At 73.5% G+C, this 17,290-nt stretch carries 16 protein-coding genes; 4 read left to right on the top strand and 12 right to left on the bottom strand.

The genetic code is table 11. The annotated features are described in order from the left end of the window. Positions 1-66: 66 nt before the first annotated feature. The gene (locus tag ACIPK4_RS14085; RefSeq protein WP_402312358.1) at positions 67-1,416 is read left to right on the top strand and encodes an MFS transporter; all 1,350 of its coding nucleotides are present in this window, start codon (positions 67-69) and stop codon (positions 1,414-1,416) included. 47 nt (positions 1,417-1,463) lie between these two features. Here ACIPK4_RS14085 and ACIPK4_RS14090 read toward each other — a convergent pair whose 3' ends face one another. From ACIPK4_RS14090 to ACIPK4_RS14100, 3 genes are all read right to left on the bottom strand, one after another. Next, positions 1,464-1,649, bottom strand: coding sequence for a hypothetical protein (locus ACIPK4_RS14090; protein WP_054221571.1), 186 nt, complete (start codon positions 1,647-1,649; stop codon positions 1,464-1,466). A gap of 101 nt (positions 1,650-1,750) precedes the next feature. Beyond that, positions 1,751-2,416, bottom strand: a complete 666-nt coding sequence (locus tag ACIPK4_RS14095) for a hypothetical protein (protein WP_402312361.1) — start codon at positions 2,414-2,416, stop codon at positions 1,751-1,753. Positions 2,417-2,495: 79 nt separating this feature from the next. Then, complete coding sequence (locus tag ACIPK4_RS14100) at positions 2,496-2,921, bottom strand: hypothetical protein (protein WP_054221570.1); 426 nt, start codon at positions 2,919-2,921, stop codon at positions 2,496-2,498. A gap of 169 nt (positions 2,922-3,090) precedes the next feature. Here ACIPK4_RS14100 and ACIPK4_RS14105 point away from each other — a divergent pair, with 169 nt between their 5' ends. Beyond that, entirely contained in the window at positions 3,091-4,818 is a 1,728-nt protein-coding gene (locus ACIPK4_RS14105) for a DUF885 domain-containing protein (protein WP_402312363.1), read from the top strand. A 6-nt stretch (positions 4,819-4,824) separates the two neighbouring features. On the opposite strand, the gene ACIPK4_RS14110 is transcribed toward ACIPK4_RS14105, so the two are convergent. Genes ACIPK4_RS14110 through ACIPK4_RS14120 form a run of 3 tightly spaced genes read right to left on the bottom strand, consistent with a single transcriptional unit; the run spans position 4,825 to position 8,966 of the window. Further along, on the bottom strand, positions 4,825-6,102 hold the full coding sequence (locus ACIPK4_RS14110; protein ID WP_402312365.1) for a pyroglutamyl peptidase: 1,278 nt from the start codon (positions 6,100-6,102) through the stop codon (positions 4,825-4,827). A 57-nt stretch (positions 6,103-6,159) separates the two neighbouring features. Beyond that, positions 6,160-7,104 carry a serine/threonine-protein kinase gene (locus ACIPK4_RS14115; protein WP_402312367.1) on the bottom strand — a complete coding sequence of 315 codons (945 nt, stop codon included), beginning with the start codon at positions 7,102-7,104 and terminating at the stop codon, positions 6,160-6,162. Next, positions 7,101-8,966, bottom strand: coding sequence for an ABC transporter ATP-binding protein (locus ACIPK4_RS14120; RefSeq protein ID WP_402312369.1), 1,866 nt, complete (start codon positions 8,964-8,966; stop codon positions 7,101-7,103). Before ACIPK4_RS14120 ends, ACIPK4_RS14115 begins: the two co-directional genes overlap by 4 nt. 427 nt (positions 8,967-9,393) lie before the next feature. Here ACIPK4_RS14120 and ACIPK4_RS14125 point away from each other — a divergent pair, with 427 nt between their 5' ends. Further along, positions 9,394-9,630, top strand: a complete 237-nt coding sequence (locus ACIPK4_RS14125; protein ID WP_402312371.1) for a chaplin — start codon at positions 9,394-9,396, stop codon at positions 9,628-9,630. 78 nt (positions 9,631-9,708) lie between these two features. Here the strand turns inward: ACIPK4_RS14125 and ACIPK4_RS14130 are convergent, their stop codons facing one another. Together ACIPK4_RS14130 and ACIPK4_RS14135 are read right to left on the bottom strand one after the other, a co-directional pair. Then, positions 9,709-11,040: an MFS transporter gene (locus tag ACIPK4_RS14130; protein WP_402312373.1), complete on the bottom strand. Its 1,332-nt coding sequence runs from the start codon at positions 11,038-11,040 to the stop codon at positions 9,709-9,711. Further along, positions 11,037-12,410, bottom strand: a complete 1,374-nt coding sequence (locus ACIPK4_RS14135) for a GH1 family beta-glucosidase (protein ID WP_402312376.1) — start codon at positions 12,408-12,410, stop codon at positions 11,037-11,039. Before ACIPK4_RS14135 ends, ACIPK4_RS14130 begins: the two co-directional genes overlap by 4 nt. Positions 12,411-12,587: 177 nt before the next feature. Between ACIPK4_RS14135 and polX the strand changes: the two genes are divergently transcribed. After that, positions 12,588-14,312 carry a DNA polymerase/3'-5' exonuclease PolX gene (gene polX / locus ACIPK4_RS14140; RefSeq protein ID WP_402312378.1) on the top strand — a complete coding sequence of 575 codons (1,725 nt, stop codon included), beginning with the start codon at positions 12,588-12,590 and terminating at the stop codon, positions 14,310-14,312. 77 nt (positions 14,313-14,389) lie between these two features. Here the strand turns inward: polX and ACIPK4_RS14145 are convergent, their stop codons facing one another. From ACIPK4_RS14145 to ACIPK4_RS14160, 4 genes are all read right to left on the bottom strand, one after another. Then, on the bottom strand, positions 14,390-14,608 hold the full coding sequence (locus ACIPK4_RS14145) for a hypothetical protein (protein ID WP_402312380.1): 219 nt from the start codon (positions 14,606-14,608) through the stop codon (positions 14,390-14,392). Continuing rightward, entirely contained in the window at positions 14,605-15,018 is a 414-nt protein-coding gene (locus ACIPK4_RS14150; RefSeq protein WP_376192299.1) for a hypothetical protein, read from the bottom strand. Before ACIPK4_RS14150 ends, ACIPK4_RS14145 begins: the two co-directional genes overlap by 4 nt. A gap of 109 nt (positions 15,019-15,127) precedes the next feature. Beyond that, the gene (locus ACIPK4_RS14155; protein WP_402312382.1) at positions 15,128-16,573 is read right to left on the bottom strand and encodes a sensor histidine kinase; all 1,446 of its coding nucleotides are present in this window, start codon (positions 16,571-16,573) and stop codon (positions 15,128-15,130) included. After that, positions 16,570-17,283, bottom strand: coding sequence for a response regulator transcription factor (locus ACIPK4_RS14160; RefSeq protein ID WP_054221560.1), 714 nt, complete (start codon positions 17,281-17,283; stop codon positions 16,570-16,572). Before ACIPK4_RS14160 ends, ACIPK4_RS14155 begins: the two co-directional genes overlap by 4 nt. Positions 17,284-17,290: the final 7 nt, after the last annotated feature.

A 17,290-nucleotide genomic window follows, 5' to 3' on the forward strand; every position in this document is an offset into this window, starting at 1 on the left:
AGCCGCACCCGGGCACCGGGAAAACCCGTTGCCCGGGCGCGGGCGGGTCACGCACGATGATCCGTCGTGAGTACCACCCGCCTGTCCGGCCTGCTTCCCGACCTCGCCCCGTGGCGTTCCAGCCGCGATTTCCGGCTGCTCTTCTTCCAGGGCGCCGTCACGTTCTTCACGTCGTTCATGGCGATGATCGCCCTCCCGCTCCAGATCAAGCACCTGACCGACTCGCCGCTCGCGGTCGGTGCGATGGGCGCGGTGGAACTCGTCCCGCTGGTCGTCTTCGGCCTGTACGGCGGAGCCCTCGCCGACGCGCTCGACCGGCGCCGGCTGATCCTGCTGAGCGAGGCCGGCCTCGGGGTGCTGGCCCTCGTCCTGCTCGTGAACTCCCTGCTGCCGAGTCCGATGCTGTGGCCCCTGTACGTGGTCGCCGCCGGCGTCTCGGCGCTGGCCGGGCTCCAACGCCCGGCCCTGGACTCGATGATGGCCCGGATCGTGCCGCACGAGCAGCAGACCGCGGCCGCCGCCCTCAACGCCCTGCGCTACCAGATCGGCGCGATCGCGGGACCGGCGCTGGCCGGCCTGGTCGTCGCCTACGCCGGCTACCCGGCCGCCTACGGCATCACCGTCGCGGGGTTCGCGCTGTCCGTCGCGCTGTGCACCCGGCTGTCCCCGGCGCCGCCGTCGCCGGACGCGGAACGGCCCTCGCTGCGCGGGATCGCCGAGGGCGCGCGCTACGCGTGGAGCCGGCCGGTGCTGCTGGGCACGTACGCGGTGGACCTGGCGGCGATGTTCTTCGCCTTCCCCAACACGATCTTCCCCTTCCTCGCGGACGAGCTGGACGCCGTCTGGGCGCTGGGCCTGATGTACTCGGCGGGCGCCGTCGGCTCCCTCGTGCTCGGCATGACCAGCGGCTGGACCTCACGGGTGCGGCGGCACGGCCTGTTCGTGGTGTGCGGGGCCGCGGTGTGGGGCGCGGCGATCGCGGCGGCGGGCTGGTTCGGCGACATCCGGCTGGTCCTGGTGTGCCTGGCGGTCGCGGGCGCCGGCGACATGCTGAGCGGGCTGGGCCGGGCGACGATCTGGAACCAGACCATCCCCGAGGAACTGCGCGGGCGGCTGGCCGGCATCGAGGTGCTGTCGTACAGCGTGGGCCCGCAGCTGGGCCAGGTCCGCGCGGGCACGGTCGCGGGCTGGACGGGCACCCGTCCGGCGTTCTGGAGCGGCGGCCTGATGTGCATCGGGGCGGTGGCGGCGCTGTCCGTGCTGCTGCCGAAGCTCGTGACCTATGACGCGGAAACGGACGAGGACGCGCTGCGCCGCAGGGCGGCCCAGCAGGCGCACGACCCGGACACCACCGCCGACACCACCCCCGCGCCCTCACCCCGTGACGACACGGCGGCAGCCGTCACGGCCCCGTAAGGGCTTGTCCCGTGATCCCCGGCGGGCGCGCGGACACGGGACAGCCCTCAGTCGTGTGACCGGGGTCCCGGGGGAGGGGTCCGGTCCGGGCGCTCGGCGGGTTGGGGCCGGGGCGGCGGGCCCACGACGTACTGGTTCTCCACGAGGTGCTCGTAGACCTCGAAGTCGACGGCCTGCCAGTGCCCCATGTCGCCGTGGACGGCCCGGAACTGGGCCGGAGTCGGACTTGCCACTGTTCCCACCTCTGCTCGGCGGCTCGCTGCCTACGACGCTAGAACACTTCCCGAACGCGTGCACGCCCTGAGGACGGTCCCGCGGATTGCGGGACGGCCCTTCAGGGGGTGGGGACGGATTCGGCCGTGAGGGCGGCCAGCCGCAGCGCGCGGTGCATCGCGGGCAGGTCCCACGGCTCGTCCCGGTCGTCGTCCGGGTCCCCGTCGCCGGCGCCGGCCACCACCGCGTCGAGCGCCTGCGGGGCGAGCCGGTACGCCTCGGCGGCCTCCAGGAGCTCCTGCGCGGCCCGGCCGTGGCCGGCCAGCAGGCCGAGGACCTCCCCGCGGTCCGCGAAGCGGCTCATGCCGCAGTCCAGACCGTCGTCCTCCAGGTCGTCCGGGTACGGTGCGCGGGACCACGCGCCGTTCTCGTACCAGTAGACGCAGCCCAGTTCCCAGCTCCCGGCCAGCTCGCGCAGCCTCTCGTGAGGGAGCCAGTCCGGACCCTGCGCCAGCATGTCCACGCGGGGCTCGTGCCACTTGACGGCGCTCGACTCGTCCTCGCCGTAGAGCACGAAGCGGCCCCGGCCCATCCGGGCCAGGGTCCACCACGTGCAGCCGCAGTCGTCGAGATGGAGTCCCCCGGCGTCGATCCAGTGACCGGTCCGGTGGACCCCGCGGCTCTCCGCCGCCGTCGTCGCCTCAAGGACGGCGACCAACGCCCAGCGGGCCCAGAGCAGTTCCGCTGCGGGCAGGTCCCCGGGCCGGCCCGGCCGGTGAATCGTCATGCTGTCCGTGCTCCCCTTCGCCGGTCACGTCGTCGTACCGGCACGAGGGTAGCGGGGGCTTGGCCGGCACCTCACACCGTCAGGGGACTCTCGTCCGCTGGACGTCGGTGCACAGGGCCCACACCACGAAGACGCCGATGGCGATGGCGATCAGGGACCACAGCGGCTGGTACGGCAGCCACATGAAGTGGAAGATCACGTACAGGCAGGTCAGGGCGATACCGGCGATCCGGCCCGCCTCCGAACCCTTGAGGATCGCCGCGCCGGCCACGAGTACGAGGATGCCCACGAGGAGGTGGATCCAGCCCCAGGCCGTGAGGTCGAACTTGAAGGTGTAGTTGCCGATGTGCTGGTACACCTCGTCGTTCGCGAGGGCGACGATGCCCTCGATGACGGCGAAGACACCGCTGACGATCATCAGTACACCTGCGAACATCGTGCCGCCCGCGGCCCAGCCACTGCCACTGCTGGTACCCCTCGGCGTCGTACTCGGCGTGCTGCTCATCGCGCAGCCTCTCTCTCGGGTGCGGGACCCGGGTCGGCAAGCCATGGCGGTCCCGTACACCATCGTGCGCACCACTCCCACGGGGCGCACGTCGGAGCTGGCACGCCGAACCGGCCAAAGACCCGGTGCCGGGGAGTGCCCGGGGGAGGCCCTGGGCAGTACCTCGGGCATGTTGAGGCCCCAGCGTGAGCTGCCCCGCCAGATCTCCGACGCGCACGTCGACGCCCTGGTCGCGCTCGACCCGATCACCGGCACGTATCTCGGCACCTCCGCCGGCACGGACAGACTGCCCGACTTCTCGCCCGACGGGGCGCTCGGTGAGGCGGAACTCGCGCGCGGGACCCTCGTACGGCTCGCCGTGGCCGAAGCCGCCCCGCGCGCGTGCGCCGACGGGGATGCCGAGGGCGACACCGACGGCGATGCCGACGGCGTCGAGCGGCGGTGCGCACGGCTGCTGCGGGAACGGCTCGACGCGGAACTGGCCCAGCACGAGGCCGGCGAGCACCTGCGCGCGGTCAACAACATCTCCTCACCCCTGCACCGGGTGCGCAAGGTGTTCGCGGTGATGCCGACCCGGACGGCCGAGGACTGGGCGGCGATCGCCCGGAGGCTGCGGGCCGTGCCCGCGTGTCTGAGCGGCTACCGGGCCTCCCTCGCCGAGGGCGTCCGCCGCGGAACGGCCGCGGCGCCGCGCCAGGTGCGGGCCAACGTGGTCCAACTGGAGGAGTGGCTGGGCGCCGGGGCGGGCGGGTTCGGCGCCCTGGCGGCCGGAGCGCCGCCGCAGCAGGCGGCCGAGGTGGCGGCCGCGGCCCGCGTGGCCATGGGCGCGTTCGCCGAGCTGGCGGAGTGGTTCCGGCGCGAGTACGGTGCGCAGGCCACCGGCGCCGGGGCCGAGGACGCGGTCGGGCGCGAGCGCTACGCCCGCTTCGCCCGCTACTACACCGGCGCGGACCTCGACCTCGACGAGGCGCACGCGTACGGCTGGGAGGAGTTCCACCGGCTGCTGCCCGAGATGCGGGCCGAGGCAACGCGCGTCCTGCCCGGCGGACAGGACCCCTGGGTGGTCCTGGGCTGGCTCGGCGACCACGGCCGGAGCGTCCACGGGGTCGAGGAGACCAGGCTGTGGCTCCAGTCCCTGATGGACGAGGCCGTGGAGGCCCTGGACGGGCGGCACTTCGACATCGCCGAGCCGGTCCGGCGCGTCGAGTCCTGCATCGCACCGCCCGGCGGCGCCGCGGCGCCGTACTACTCACAGCCCTCCCTGGACTTCACGCGCCCGGGCCGGACCTGGCTGCCCACGCTCGGCAGGACCCGCTTCCCCACCCACAACCTCGTGTCCACCTGGTACCACGAGGGATTCCCGGGACACCATCTCCAGCTGGGGCACTGGACGTTCCTGGCGGACGGCCTGTCCCGGTACCAGACGAAGGTCGCCAAGGTGAGCGCCACCACCGAGGGCTGGGCCCTGTACGCCGAACGCCTCATGGACGAGCTGGGGTTCCTCACCGACCCGGCGCACCGGCTGGGCCATCTCGACGCCCAGATGATGCGGGCCGTCCGCGTGATCATCGACATCGGGATGCACCTGCGGCTGCGGATCCCGGCCGGCTCGCCGTTCCGGCCGGGCGAACGCTGGACGCCCGTGCTGGCACGGGAGTTCCTCGGCCGCTACTCCAGCCGGCCCGCGGCCTACCTGGACAGCGAGGTGATCCGCTACCTGGGCAGGCCCGGCCAGGCCGTCACGTACAAGCTCGGTGAACGGGCGTGGCTGGAGGGGCGGGAGCGGGCCCGGGCCAAGCAGGGTGCGGACTTCGACCTCAAACGCTGGCACATGGCCGCGCTCTCGCTCGGCTCGCTCGGCCTGCGGGACCTGAGTGACGAACTCGGCGCCCTGTAGCCGGGATCAGGGGCGCGCGCCGGTGTGTTCGAGGACGGCGCGGACCTCCGTGGTGATCGCGGTCTCGTTGCGCTCGAACTCGGGTCCCGTCAGCAGCGCCGGATCCGCCGGGAGGCCGGTGAGGACGGGGGTGTGCAGGTGACCGCCGGGCAGCTGCGGGGCGAGTTCACCGCGCAGCCGGTTGGAGCGGTAGGCCACCTCGTTGGACAGGTAACCGCCCCCGCCGCCCTCCACGGCCCGCGAACCCGGTGTCGGGCCGTCCTCGCGGTCCACGGGGGCGGTGCCGCCCGCCGGGATCTCGGTGACGGCGGTGTTGAGCAGCACGGGGTACGGGCTCTGCACGGAGCCGGTGGCGGCCTCGGTGGGAAGCGTGGTCCGGATGAACTCCGCGCCCGGGCCGAGGCCGGGGGCGGTGACCGGGTGCTCACGGGTGCCGCCGGAGAGGGAGCCGGTGTTGTCGGGGTACGGGTCCGCCGACCGGGACCGGCCCGCCCAGGCCTCCAGGGTGAAGATGCCGGGGTAGCCCTGGCTGACGGTGGTGATGACGTCGGCCGCGTCGAGGCCGCCGGCCAGGCGCGGGGCGAAGGCCCGTTCCACGATGCCGGCGTCGAAGTCCGCGTACCGCACCGGCAGGACGACGGCGCGGATCTCGGCGGGACCGCCGTCGGCGAGGGTGATGCGGAGTCCGTTGAGCCGGAGGGCCGCGGAGCCGGAGGGGTTGGCGCGGCGCAGTTCGGCGTCGAGCCCGAACGGGTCGAAGCCGCTGATGAAGACGCGCCGCACGCCCGGCGCCGACCGGAAGGCGTTGTCCGTGAGGCCGCGGGAGGCGTCCTCGAAGCGGGCGCGCAGCTCGGGACCGTCGACGGGGAAGGCCGGTTGCCAGCGGGCGAGCGCGGTGGTCATGGCCAGCCGGGTCCAGTACAGCGGCCGGTCGTCGCCGGCCGGGAGGTCACCGCCGGGCCGCCGGTCCTGGGCGCGGCGTACGGCGGCCTGCCAGAGGGCCCCGCCCCAGTCGTCGAGCAGCCGCCCCGCCTCGGCGGCGCTGCGGGCCGTGCACAGCGCGGCGGGAAAACGCCGGACGAAGTCCCCGAACCCGGCGCGTTCGACGAGTGCCGTGGTCCGGGCGTCGGCGAGCCGCGCCTGCTCGGGGTCGGGGCGTGGGACGGGGCCGGAGGCCGCGCGGCAGGGGGACGTCCCGTCCGCGTGCGCGGGCGCGGCGACGACCAGGGGAAGGACGGTGGCGAGAAGGGCCGCGACGGACGCGGCACGCCGTAAGAGCATCATGCAATGTGACATTACATACCGGCGGCCAGCCCCACCAGACGCCCTCGTACGCGCGGTTCACTCCGGTGCGAGGGTGTCGCGGCGCCGCCGGCGCAGCGTCGCGTCGAGGGCCGCGGACAGTTCCGCCACCGTGGGCCGGGCCGTCGGATCGGGGCGCAGACAGCCGTCGATGGCCGCCGCCAGGGCCCGGGGCAGGCGCCGCCGGGCGCCGACGGGCGGGGCCGGACCTTCGAGCTGCGGATACCAGTCCCCGCCCCCGCCCGCTTCTGCGCTTCCCGAAGCCGGGCCGCTGCCTGCGCCCGTACCCGTACCCGTACCCGTGTCCAGGGTTTCGCCGGGATCGAAGGCCACCTCCCCGGTGGCCACTTCGTACAGGGTGACGCCGATGCCCCAGACGTCGGCCGCCGTCGACAGGACGCCCCCGCGTGCCTGTTCGGGGGCCATGTAGCCGAACGTGCCGGCCCCCGCGGGTGCGTGGCCCGGGGCGCGGGCGACGCTGAGGTCGAGCACCTTCGCGTGACCGCCCTCCACCACGACGTTGGACGGTTTCAGGTCCAGGTGCAGCAGGCCCTGCCCGTGCAGGTAGTGCATGGCGGAGCACAGCTGCACGCCCAGGACGGCCACGTCCTCGGCGGACGCCCGCCGCGGGAGCCGGTCGACGAGGTGCGCCAGCGTCTCGCCCGTCAGCGTCTCCAGCACGACCAGCGGCTCCGGCGACTCGAAGGTCTCGTACGCGCGCACCAGATGGGGGTGCGTGAAGCCCTGGAGCCAGCGGCCCTCGCGGACCAGACGCTCGCCCAGCCGCGCCTCGCCGCTGCGGTCCGGGCGCAGCACCTTCACCACGCACCGGCAGTCCCGCTCCCCGCTCCAGGCGTCGTACAGGTCGAGCCACCCGGTCCGGGCCAGGTGCGCGAGGACCTCGTAGCCGGGGGCCGCCGCCGTACCGGGCGCCAGCAGCGGGGCCGGTGTCCGGGCGGTGGTGGCGGTGGTGGCGGGGCTCACGACAGCACCTGGAGGGGAGGAGGACCGGCGGCGAGGCCGGGCGCGCCACCGTTCGCCCGGTGCAGGCGGGCGTAGGGGCCGTCCCGTACGAGCAGCTCGTCGTGCGTGCCGCACTGCGCGACCCGGCCCTTCTCCAGCACCACCGTGGACGTCGCGTCGCGGACGGTGAGCAGGTTGTGGGAGATCACGACGGTGGTCCGTCCGGCCATCAGCCGGCGCAGCGGCTCCATGATCCGGCGGCTCGATGCGGCGTCCAGACCGGTGGTCGGCTCGTCCAGGAGGAGTACGGGCGCGTCGCGCACCATCGCGCGGGCGATCGCAAGGCGCTGGGCCTGGCCGCCGGACAGGGTCCGGCCCCGCTGGCCCACGACGGTGTCGTAGCCCTCGGGGAGCAGCCGGATGAACCCGTCGGCGTCGGCCGCCCGCGCCGCCGCGACGATGTCCGCCTCCGTCGCGCCGGGCCGGCCGTACGCGATGTTCTCGCGGACCGTACCGTGGAAGACCAGCGTCTCCTGGAGCACCACCGCGACGTTCTCCCGCAGTTCGGACAGCCGGATCTCCCGCAGGTCGGTGCCGTCGAGGAGGACGGCCCCCTGGTCGGGGTCGTAGAAGCGCAGTTGCAGTTTCCCGACCGTGGACTTGCCGGCGCCGCTCGTCCCGACCAGCGCCAGCGTCGCACCCGGCTCCACGCGGAACGACACGTCGCGCAGGGCCCAGCGCCCCGTGCCCGGATAGCGGAAGGAGACGCCGCGGAACTCGACATCGCCCCGGGCGCGTCCGACCTTCCGGGCACGGGCGGCTTCCACTTCCACGACCTGCGGACGCTGGTCGAGCAGTTCGATGATCCGCTCGGCCGACGCAGAGGCCGCGTAAAGGGTGTTGGTGAGCTGGGACAGGTCGCGGATCGGACTGTAGAGCTTGCCCAGCAGCGCGACGAAGACCAGCAGTCCGCCCAGCGTGAGCTGCCCCTGGGCCAGCTTCCACGTACCCAGGGCCAGGACGGCCAGTGCACCGGTCAGCTCGATCGCCTCGACGAGAGGGCCGTACACGGAGCGGATGCGGGCCGAGACCAGCGCCGCGCGGAACCGGCCCATGCTCTCGCGGGCGAACCGGCCCTCCTCCGTCCCCTGCCGGTTGTACGCCTGAACGAGGGCGATGTTGCCGAGGGACTCCTCGGCTATCGCGCTGATCGAGCCGCTGCGCCGGCGCCGCTCGCGCGACGCGGCCTTGATCAGCCGGGAGAAGCGCCGGGCCGCGCCCCAGAACAGCGGCACGATGACGAGCGCGAGAAGGGTCAGGTCCCAGCTCAGGTAGAAGAGCAGACCGAGGAAGACGCCCAACTGGATGACGTAGTACAGGGCGTTGGTCACGCCCGACAGCAGGAACGTCTCGATCGCGTCGACATCGCCGGTGATGCGGGCCAGTACGTCTCCCAGCCGCCGGCGCTCGAAGAACCCGAGCGAGAGGCCCTGGACGTGGCGGTAGACGTCCGCGCGCAGGGCCAGCAGAAAGCGTTCGCCGACCCACGTGGACATCACGTCGTCGGCGAACCCCAGAACGCCCGAGCACAGCACCAGGCCCAGATAGGCCAGTGCGATCCACAGGAACGGGCCCAAATCGCGCGGTACGAGGACCTCGTCGACCACGACCTTGAAGAGCCAGATCTCGGCCGCGTCCAGCAGCGGGCCGACGATGCTGAAGAGGAGGATCGGGACGAGCCAGCGCCGGCCGCCACGGGTGTAGGGCCAGAACCGCCGGAACGCCTCGCGCGGGGTGACGGGCGGTGCCGCGGCGACGACCGCATCGGGATCGTCGGCCACCGACAGCAGCCGCCGCAGTGCATGCCGCGCCACGTGCTTCATCGTCGCGTTTCCTCAACGGCCGGCGGCTGGGCGGACCACGAAGGGATCCGCCCAGCCGTACTCGCCGATCACCAGGTGTGACCGTGGTTTCCGTGGTTGCTGTGGTGGGTGTGGCGGCGACGACGGTGACGACGCCTCTCGGTGCTGTCGTTCCCCGAGGTCATGTCCCTCTTTCCGTGACGGCGGTGCTTTGCGGGAATGAGGTGAGTGAAGATCGCCATGAGCTTTCCTCCTGGAGAGACTTCCACAGGGGCATACGCGGCAGGGCGCCCGGGAGATTGCCCTTCGCGGAAAGTTCTCGGTCGTAAATCTTCCGCGGGCTCCGGGACCGCGACGCGGACAGCGCCCACGACCGGGTGAATCGGGCGGCTTCGGGCCGCGCTGGTATGGGATGGCCCGGCACACCCTCATGCGATGGGAGACCCACATGAAGATCCGTACCCTGCTGGCCGGAGCCGCTCTGGTCGTCGGTGCGACGCTGGGCGGGATCGGCAGCGCCGCCGCCGACGCGGAGGCCGAAGGCTACGCCATCGGCTCGCCGGGCATTCTTTCGGGCAACGTGGTCCAGATCCCGATCCACCTCCAGCTGAACGCCTGCGGCAACAGCATCAACATCGTCGGTCTGCTGAACCCGGCCGCCGGCAACGTCTGCGTCAACTCCTGACCCACCCCGCCCGCGGTGTCACCGGCCCGACCGGTGGCACCGCGGGTGCACGTCGGGTGCCGGTGCCGGCGCCCGCCGCTACGCGACCCCGCGGATGCGGCGGACCAGCACCGATCCCACCAGCGCGAGGGCGCCCGCAAGGGCGTAGAGCGCCGTGTACCCGCCGAAGTGGGTGACCACCGGCGCCGCGATCACCGGAGCCAGCACCTGCGGCAGCGCGTTGGCGATGTTGATGACCCCGAGGTCCCGGCCCCGGTCCTCGGCCGTGGGCAGCACGTCGGTCAGCAGGGCGAAGTCCACCGACGTGTAGACGCCGAAGCCGACCCCGAGGACCAGCGAGGCGACGACCGCCCCGGTCCAGGTCTGCCAGACGGCGAGCAGCAGCGTGGCCACCGAGATGACCAGCCCCGACCCGATGACGTAGACCTTCCGCCGGCCCGTGCGGTCCGAGCGGACGCCGCCGACCACCACCGTGGCCAGCAGGGTCACCGCGTTCAGCGCCGTCAGGATCAGGACGCCCGTGTCCGCGTCGTGCTCGTAGTGCACCGCGTCGGTCAGGTAGTACAGCAGGTACATCGTGCTGACGGAGTACGACAGGTTCATCAGAAACCGCGTCAGCCAGGCCCAGCCGAAGTCCGGATGCCGGCGCGGATCGATCCAGAATCCGGTGAGGAACGCCCGCCACCGGAAGGCCGGCCGGGCGGCGGGGGAGAGCCGTGTGTCGCGGCGCATCACCACGTACGGGACGGCGGCGAGCACCGAGAACGCCGCGCACGCGAGGTACCCGGCGCCGACGCCGCCCGCGACCGTGGCCAGCGCCGTGCCGACCAGGATGCCGCACACCTGGGCGACGCCCAGCCAGCCGCCGACCAGGCCGCGCTGCCGGGGCGGGACCTGGTCGGGCACCGCCGCGGTGAGGGCGGCGAAGGCCGCGTTGAGGGTCAGTTGGACCAGGCACCAGCCGGCGATCACCAGGGTGACGCCCGAGGCCCGCGCGAGGAGGACCAGCCCGGCAGCCCCGCCCACGACACCAGCCACCACCCAGGGGATCCGCCGCCCCACCGACGCCGTCGTACGGTCCGACAGGGCCCCGAACACCGGGTTGGCGACCATCGAGACGGCCGCGCCCACACCCGTCACCAGCGCGAGCGTGGACGCCTTGTGGTCCGGGGTGAGCTGCTCGGCCTGGCGGGCCAGCAGCAACTGGAGCGGCCCGAACCAGCCCACCCAGACGCCCAGAGCGGCGAGGGACAGCGCGCTCACCCACCGCCCCGCGACCGGTTCCCCGCCGGCCGCTCCGCCCCCGGTCGCTCCGCCCCTGACCGCTCCGCCCCCGGTCGGCGCGTCGGCCGGGGCGGGTTCTGCGCCCGCGGGGTCGGCGTCCTCCTCGGCCGTCCGGCCGACGGTCATCCGCGGCCCTTGATCACGTCGCGGTACCAGGCGTACGAGGCCTTCGGAGTCCGTTCCAGCGTCTCGTAGTCGACGTGGACCAGCCCGAACCGCTGCCGGTAGCCCTCCGCCCACTCGAAGTTGTCGAGGATCGACCAGATGAAGTAGCCGCGGACGTCGACCCCCTCCTCCATCGCCCGGTGCAGGGCGCCGAGGTGGCCCGCGTGGTACGCGATCCGGCGGTCGTCGGCGATCCGGCCCGTGACGGGATCGGGACCGTCCCCGTACGAGCAGCCGTTCTCGGTCACGTACAGCGGCGGCAGCCGGTCACCGTAGCGCTCCCGCAGGCAGACGAGCAGTTCGCGCAGCCCGTCCGGGACCACCGGCCAGCCGAAGTCGGTGTGCTCGTACCCCTCGATCGGCCGGATCGCGAACGGGAGGTCCGCCGGGATCCCGATGCCCCCGAACTCCCCCGCCGGCCCACTCGGTTGCGGGGCTCCGACGAGCATCGGGTTGTAGTAGTTGACGCCGTACCAGTCCAGCGGGGCGGAGATCGTCGCGAGGTCCTCCGCCACCGGGCCCGGCAGCAGCGCGGCCAGGCCCTCGTCGGGGTACGCGCCGGTCAGGATCGGGTCGGAGAAGAGGCGGTTGGTGAGCACGTCGTACAGCTCGGCGGCGCCGCGGTCGGCCTCGCCGTCTCCGGCGGCCCACACGGGGCTGTGCGAGGCGGCGATGCCGATCTGCCGGGCGCCCGCGGCGCGCAGGGCCTGCACGCCGAGGCCGTGGGCCAGGAGCTGGTGGTGCGCCGCGGGCAGGGCGTCGAAGACGAGGCGCCTGCCCGGGGCGTGTTCGCCGAGCCCGTACCCGAGGAGGGTGACCTCGGCGGGCTCGTTGACGGTGATCCACATCGGGACGCGGTCGGCGAGCCGCTCCGCGACGACGGAGGCGTACGCGGCGAACCGTTCGGCGGTGTCGCGGCTGAGCCAGCCGCCCTTCTCCTCCAGCGCGAGCGGGGTGTCCCAGTGGAACAGCGTGGGCACGGGCGCGATCCCGGCGGTGCACAGCGCGTCGACGAGCCGGTCGTAGAAGTCCAGCCCCTCGCGGCTGACCCGGCCGTGGCCGTCCGGCAGGACCCGCGACCAGGACACCGAGAACCGGTAGGCGCCGACGCCGAGACCGGCCATCAGGGCCACGTCCTCGCGGTAGCGGCGGTAGTGGTCGGTGGCCACGTCCGCGTGCGAGCCGTCCTTGATGCGGCCCGCCTCCCTGGTGAACGCGTCCCACGAGGAGGGGCCCCGGCCGCCGGCGGTGGGGGAGCCCTCGATCTGGAACGCCGAGGCGGAGACGCCCCAGAGGAAATCGGCGGGGAACTGGGGTACGGGCGCAGTCATACGGGCTCGCTTCGGTCGCGGTGGCGCACGGTACGGGTCGCCGACGGGGCGGTGTCCGGCCGCCGTCGGATGCATCGCTGACGGCCACACTTTTGGGCCCCGCAGCCCGCCCTGTCAATGGAAAGTGAACAATCCTCTACTTCTTCGCGCGGGGCGCGCGGCCCGTACCCTGGAGGCATGGCCAGGGCCAACGAACGGGTCGAGGCACTGCTGCGCGAGTACGCCGACCTGATCGCGATCAGCGGCGGCGACGCCTTCAAGGCGCGCGCCTACGAAAAGGCGGCCCGCTCCGTCGGCGGCCACCCGGCCGATGTCGCCGGGCTGGACGCCAAGGCCCTGCGGGAGATCCCGCACGTGGGCAGGTCCATCGCCGACAAGATCGTGGAGTTCCTGGGCACCGGGCACGTCCCGGACATCGAGGCGAGCCGGGCCGCCGTCCCGGCCGGGGTGCGCGAGCTGACGGCCATCCCCGGACTGGGGCCCAGGAAAGCCCTCGTCCTGTACGACCGGCTGGGCATCTCGTCCGTCGAGCAGCTGGAGGAGGCGGTCCGGGAGGAGCGGCTGCGCGATCTGAAGGGGTTCGGCGAGCAGACGGAGCAGAACATCCTCCACGGGATCTCCGTCCTGCGCCACGCCGACGGCCGGATCCTGCTCGGCGCCGCGACGGACATCGCCGAGCAGATCGTCGCCGAGATGGAGCGGATCCCGGGGTGCGTGCGGTGCACGTACGCGGGCTCGCTGCGCCGGATGCGGGAGACCATCGGCGACATCGACGTCCTGGTGGCGGCCGACCGGTCCGACCCGTTCATGACGGCGCTCACCGAGCTCCCGCACACGGCCGAGGTCGTCGTGCAGGGGGCGAAGAAGACCTCCGTGCGAACCGGCGCCGGCCTCCAGGTCGACCTGCGCGTCCTGCCGCCCGCCTCCTGGGGAGCGGGACTCCAGTACTTCACCGGATCCAAGGCGCACAACGTCCGCACCCGCGCGCTGGCCGTGCGCCAGGGGCTCAAGCTCTCCGAGTACGGCCTCTTCGACGCCGAGAGCGGCGAGAACCTCGCCTCGGAGACCGAGGAGGAGATCTACGCCCGGCTCGGACTGCCCTGGATCCCGCCGCCGTTGCGGGAGGACCGCGGCGAGGTCGCGGCGGCCCTGCGCGGCGGACTGCCCGCCCTCGTGGCGGAGGACGACATCCGCGGCGACCTGCACACCCACACCGACCTCACCGACGGGCTCGCCTCCCTGGAGGACATGGTGGCCGCCGCTGCCGCCCGCGGCTACGCGTACTACGCGGTCACCGACCACGCGCCGGACCTCGCGATGCAGCGCATGACGCAGGAGAAGATCCTGGCCCAGCGCGAGCGGGTCCGGGCACTGGACCGCACGGTACGCGGAATGCGGCTGCTGCACGGCACGGAACTCAACATCGGCCCGGACGGCGGCCTGGACTGGCCCGACGCGTTCCTCGCGGACTTCGACCTGTGCGTGGCCTCCGTCCACTCCCACTTCGGCCAGAGCCGGCATGCCATGACCCGGCGCTTCATCCGGGCCTGTGAGAACCCGAACGTCGCCGTCATAGGCCACCCCACCACCCGGCGGATCGGACGCCGGCCGGGCGTGGACGCCGACTTCGACGCCGTCTTCGAGGCCTGCGCGCGAACGGGCACCGCGCTGGAGATCAACGCGCATCCGGAGCGCCTCGACCTGGGCGACGAGGACATCCTGCGGGCGAAACGCCACGGGGTGAAGTTCGCCGTGAACTCGGACGCGCACGCGACCACCCACCTGCCCTACCTGCGCTACGGGGTGGGCACGGCGCAGCGCGGCTGGCTGACGAAGGACGACGTCGTCAACGCCTGGCCGTGGACGCGGCTGCACCGCTTCCTGCGGGCGAAACGCGCCTGACCCGGGACAGGTCCGGCCCGGGATGGGTCCGGCCCGCCCCCGTCATCGGGGGCGGGCCGGAGCCCGCACGGGGCGGGTCAGTTGTTCTGGGTGGCGTCCGAGTCCGCCTCGGCGGCGGCGCTCTCGGCGTCGTCCAGCTTCTTCTGCATATCCTGGACGGTCGCGTCGTCGGCGCCGCCCACGGACTGGGTGGCCTTCGGTGAGGCGCTCGCGCCCGGCATGCAGCCGGTGAGCGCCAGCGCCGCCCCCGTGAGCAGGACCGCCAGCCCCAGCGCGGCGCGGCGGGGGACGGTCACTTGGACCCCTGCGCGGAGCACCAGGTGCTGACGGCCTTCAGGTCGTCCTGCCGCTTCTGGAGGGTGGGCAGCAGGCTCTTGCGGAAGGTCAGGCGGTCGTTCAGGTAGGTGTGGACCTCGGTGTGACCGGCGGTCTGGGCGTTCGCGACGCGCTGCTCCAGCCGCGCCACGGAGCCGGGGACGGTGACGTCACCGTTCAGCCGGTTGATCGCGGTGGTGATCCGCGTCTGCGTCTTCGGCAGGCGCTTGCAGATGGCCTTGGCGCCGTCGCCCTTCGGCGCGGACTTGGCCGTCTTCGGGGCGGCGGGGGCGGGACTGGCGTTGTCGGCCTGCGCGGGAGCGGCGGCGAACAGGGCGCCGGCCAGCGCGACGGCGCCGATCACGGCAGCGGTCCTACGGTTCGGGAGCATGGCTGTATCCCCTTCGGTACGAGCGGGCCGGCTCACTGGCGGCCGACCGGACAGGACGGTAGGGGGCCTCTTTGTGGAATCTTTGTGAGTCCGGGCGGTCCGCGGCAGCTCAGTCGCCCCGGGAGATCCAGTCCCGCCGTACCGGCAGCCGCAGCGTCGGGGATTCCGGCGCCGACAGGGGCAGGCGCACCTCGAAGCGGGTGCCCGTGCCCCCGGGCGGCGTCCCGACGGCGACCGTGCCGCGGTGCAGGGCCGCCTGCTGGGCGACGAGCGTCAGTCCTAGCCCGGACCCGGGGCTGCCCGGGCGGTGGTGGAACCGCCGGAAGACGGCCTCCCGCTCGCCGGGCGGGATGCCGGGGCCCGCATCGTCCACGGTGAGCACCGCCCAGCCGGCCTCCGCGCGCAGCCGTACCGTGATGCGGGCCGGCTCGTCCGGCAGCCGGCCGTGCACCACGGCATTGCCCAGCAGGTTGGCGAGCAGGATCTTCAGCCCGGGGTCCCAGCCGAACACCCTCAACTCCGGCGGGAGTTCCACGTCCAGCCGGGCCGCGGGGTGATGGCGGGCGGTCTCGCCGGCCACGGTGTCCACGAGCTCGCACAGGTCGAGCGGGGCAAAGGCGGACACCTCCACCAGATCGCCCCGCGCGAGCATCCGCAGGGCCGTGAGCAGGTCCAGCAGGCGGGCGTGGTCGCTCTGCAGGTCCCTTACGATCTCGGCCCGTTCGGCAGCCGGGAGGTCGGGGTGGGCGGCGAGGACGTCCAGGTCGGTCCGCATGCTCATCAGCGGTGTGCGCAGCTCGTGCGAGGCGGCCGAGGAGAACGAGCGGGCGGTGTCCAGCGCCTGCGCGGTCCGGGCGGCCTGCTCCTCGTACCGGGTCAGCAACTGGCCGATGGCCGAGGACAGTTCGTCCACCTCGGTGATGTGCGAGGGGGTGCTGGCGAAGGCGGCCGCGCCAGCCCCCGGGTCGAGCTCGGCGGCCCGGCGGCTCAGCTTCCGGACGGACGCGGTGGCCCGGCCGGCCAGCCCGTACGCGAGCAGTCCGGAGACCGGCGCCGCGAGCAGGGCCACCAGCAGCACGCGGCGGCGTACGGCGACGACCTGCGGGTCGGCGGCCGAGGCCGGGGTGAACAGCCACAGCGTGCCCGGCGCGGGCCCGGTCACCGGGACGGTCAGCACCCGCCAGGCGTGGCCCTTGGCCCGGACGGTGACGGGCCCGTCGGGTGTCTGCTCGGGCAGTCGCACCGGTTCGGCGGGCTGCGGGCCGCCCTCCAGGACGGTGGCGCCGGTCGCCGCCCGGACCCGGATGCCCGCGTCGAGGACGTCGCCGAGGACCTTGCGGTGCTGGTTCTGCTCGGCCTTCGGCCGGCCGTTCAGGTCGGCGGTGAGCATCGTCTTGACGTCGGGGAGGACGGCCGAGGCGCGGTCCTGGAGCCGGGTGTCCTGCTGCTGGTGCAGATCGCGGCTGACCAGGCCGAGCACCAGCAGGCCCGCGGCGAGCACCAGCAGGGGCACCACCACGGTCACCGAGAGCGCGATGCGGGTGGCGAGCTTCACGATCCGCTCCGGGGCTCGGGCACGCGCAGGACGAAGCCGACCCCGCGCACGGTGTGGATCAGTCTCGGGCGCCCGCCCTCCTCCAGCTTCCGGCGCAGGTAGCTGACGAAGGTGTCGACGGCGTCGCTGCGGACCTCGAAGTCGTAACCCCACACCCGGTCGAGCAGCTGGTCCCGGGTGAGGACGATCCCGGCGTTGCGCACGAGCTGGACCAGCAGCTCGAACTCGCGCCGGGTCAAGTGGAGTTCGGCCCCGTCCTGGCGCACCTGCCGGCTCGCCTCGTCGATCACGAGCGGGCCGGCGCGCAGCACGTCCGCCGGTGCCCGGTCCGGGCGGCGGCGCAGCAGGGCGGTCAGGCGCAGGACCAGCTCCTCCAGCGCGAACGGTTTGACCAGGTAGTCGTCGGCCCCGGCCTGCAGTCCGGCGATGCGGTCCGCGACCTCGTCGAGGGCCGACAGCATCAGCACGGGAGTCTCGTCCCCCCCGGCGCGCAGCGTGCGGCACACCTCCGTACCGGTGAGGCCGGGCATCGAGACGTCCAGGACGAGCACGTCCGGGCTCCGGTCGGCGAGCGCGGCCAGCGCGCCGGGCCCGTCCTCGGCGAGGAGCACGGTGAAGCCGCTCAGCCGCAGTCCGCGCTCCAGGGAACGGCGGATGGCGGCGTCGTCGTCCGCCACCAGTACCAGTCCGGTGGATGTGCTGCCGGTCACCTGTCCT

Source organism: Streptomyces sp. NPDC086989, assembly GCF_044745505.1.
In the GTDB taxonomy this organism is placed as follows: domain Bacteria; phylum Actinomycetota; class Actinomycetes; order Streptomycetales; family Streptomycetaceae; genus Streptomyces.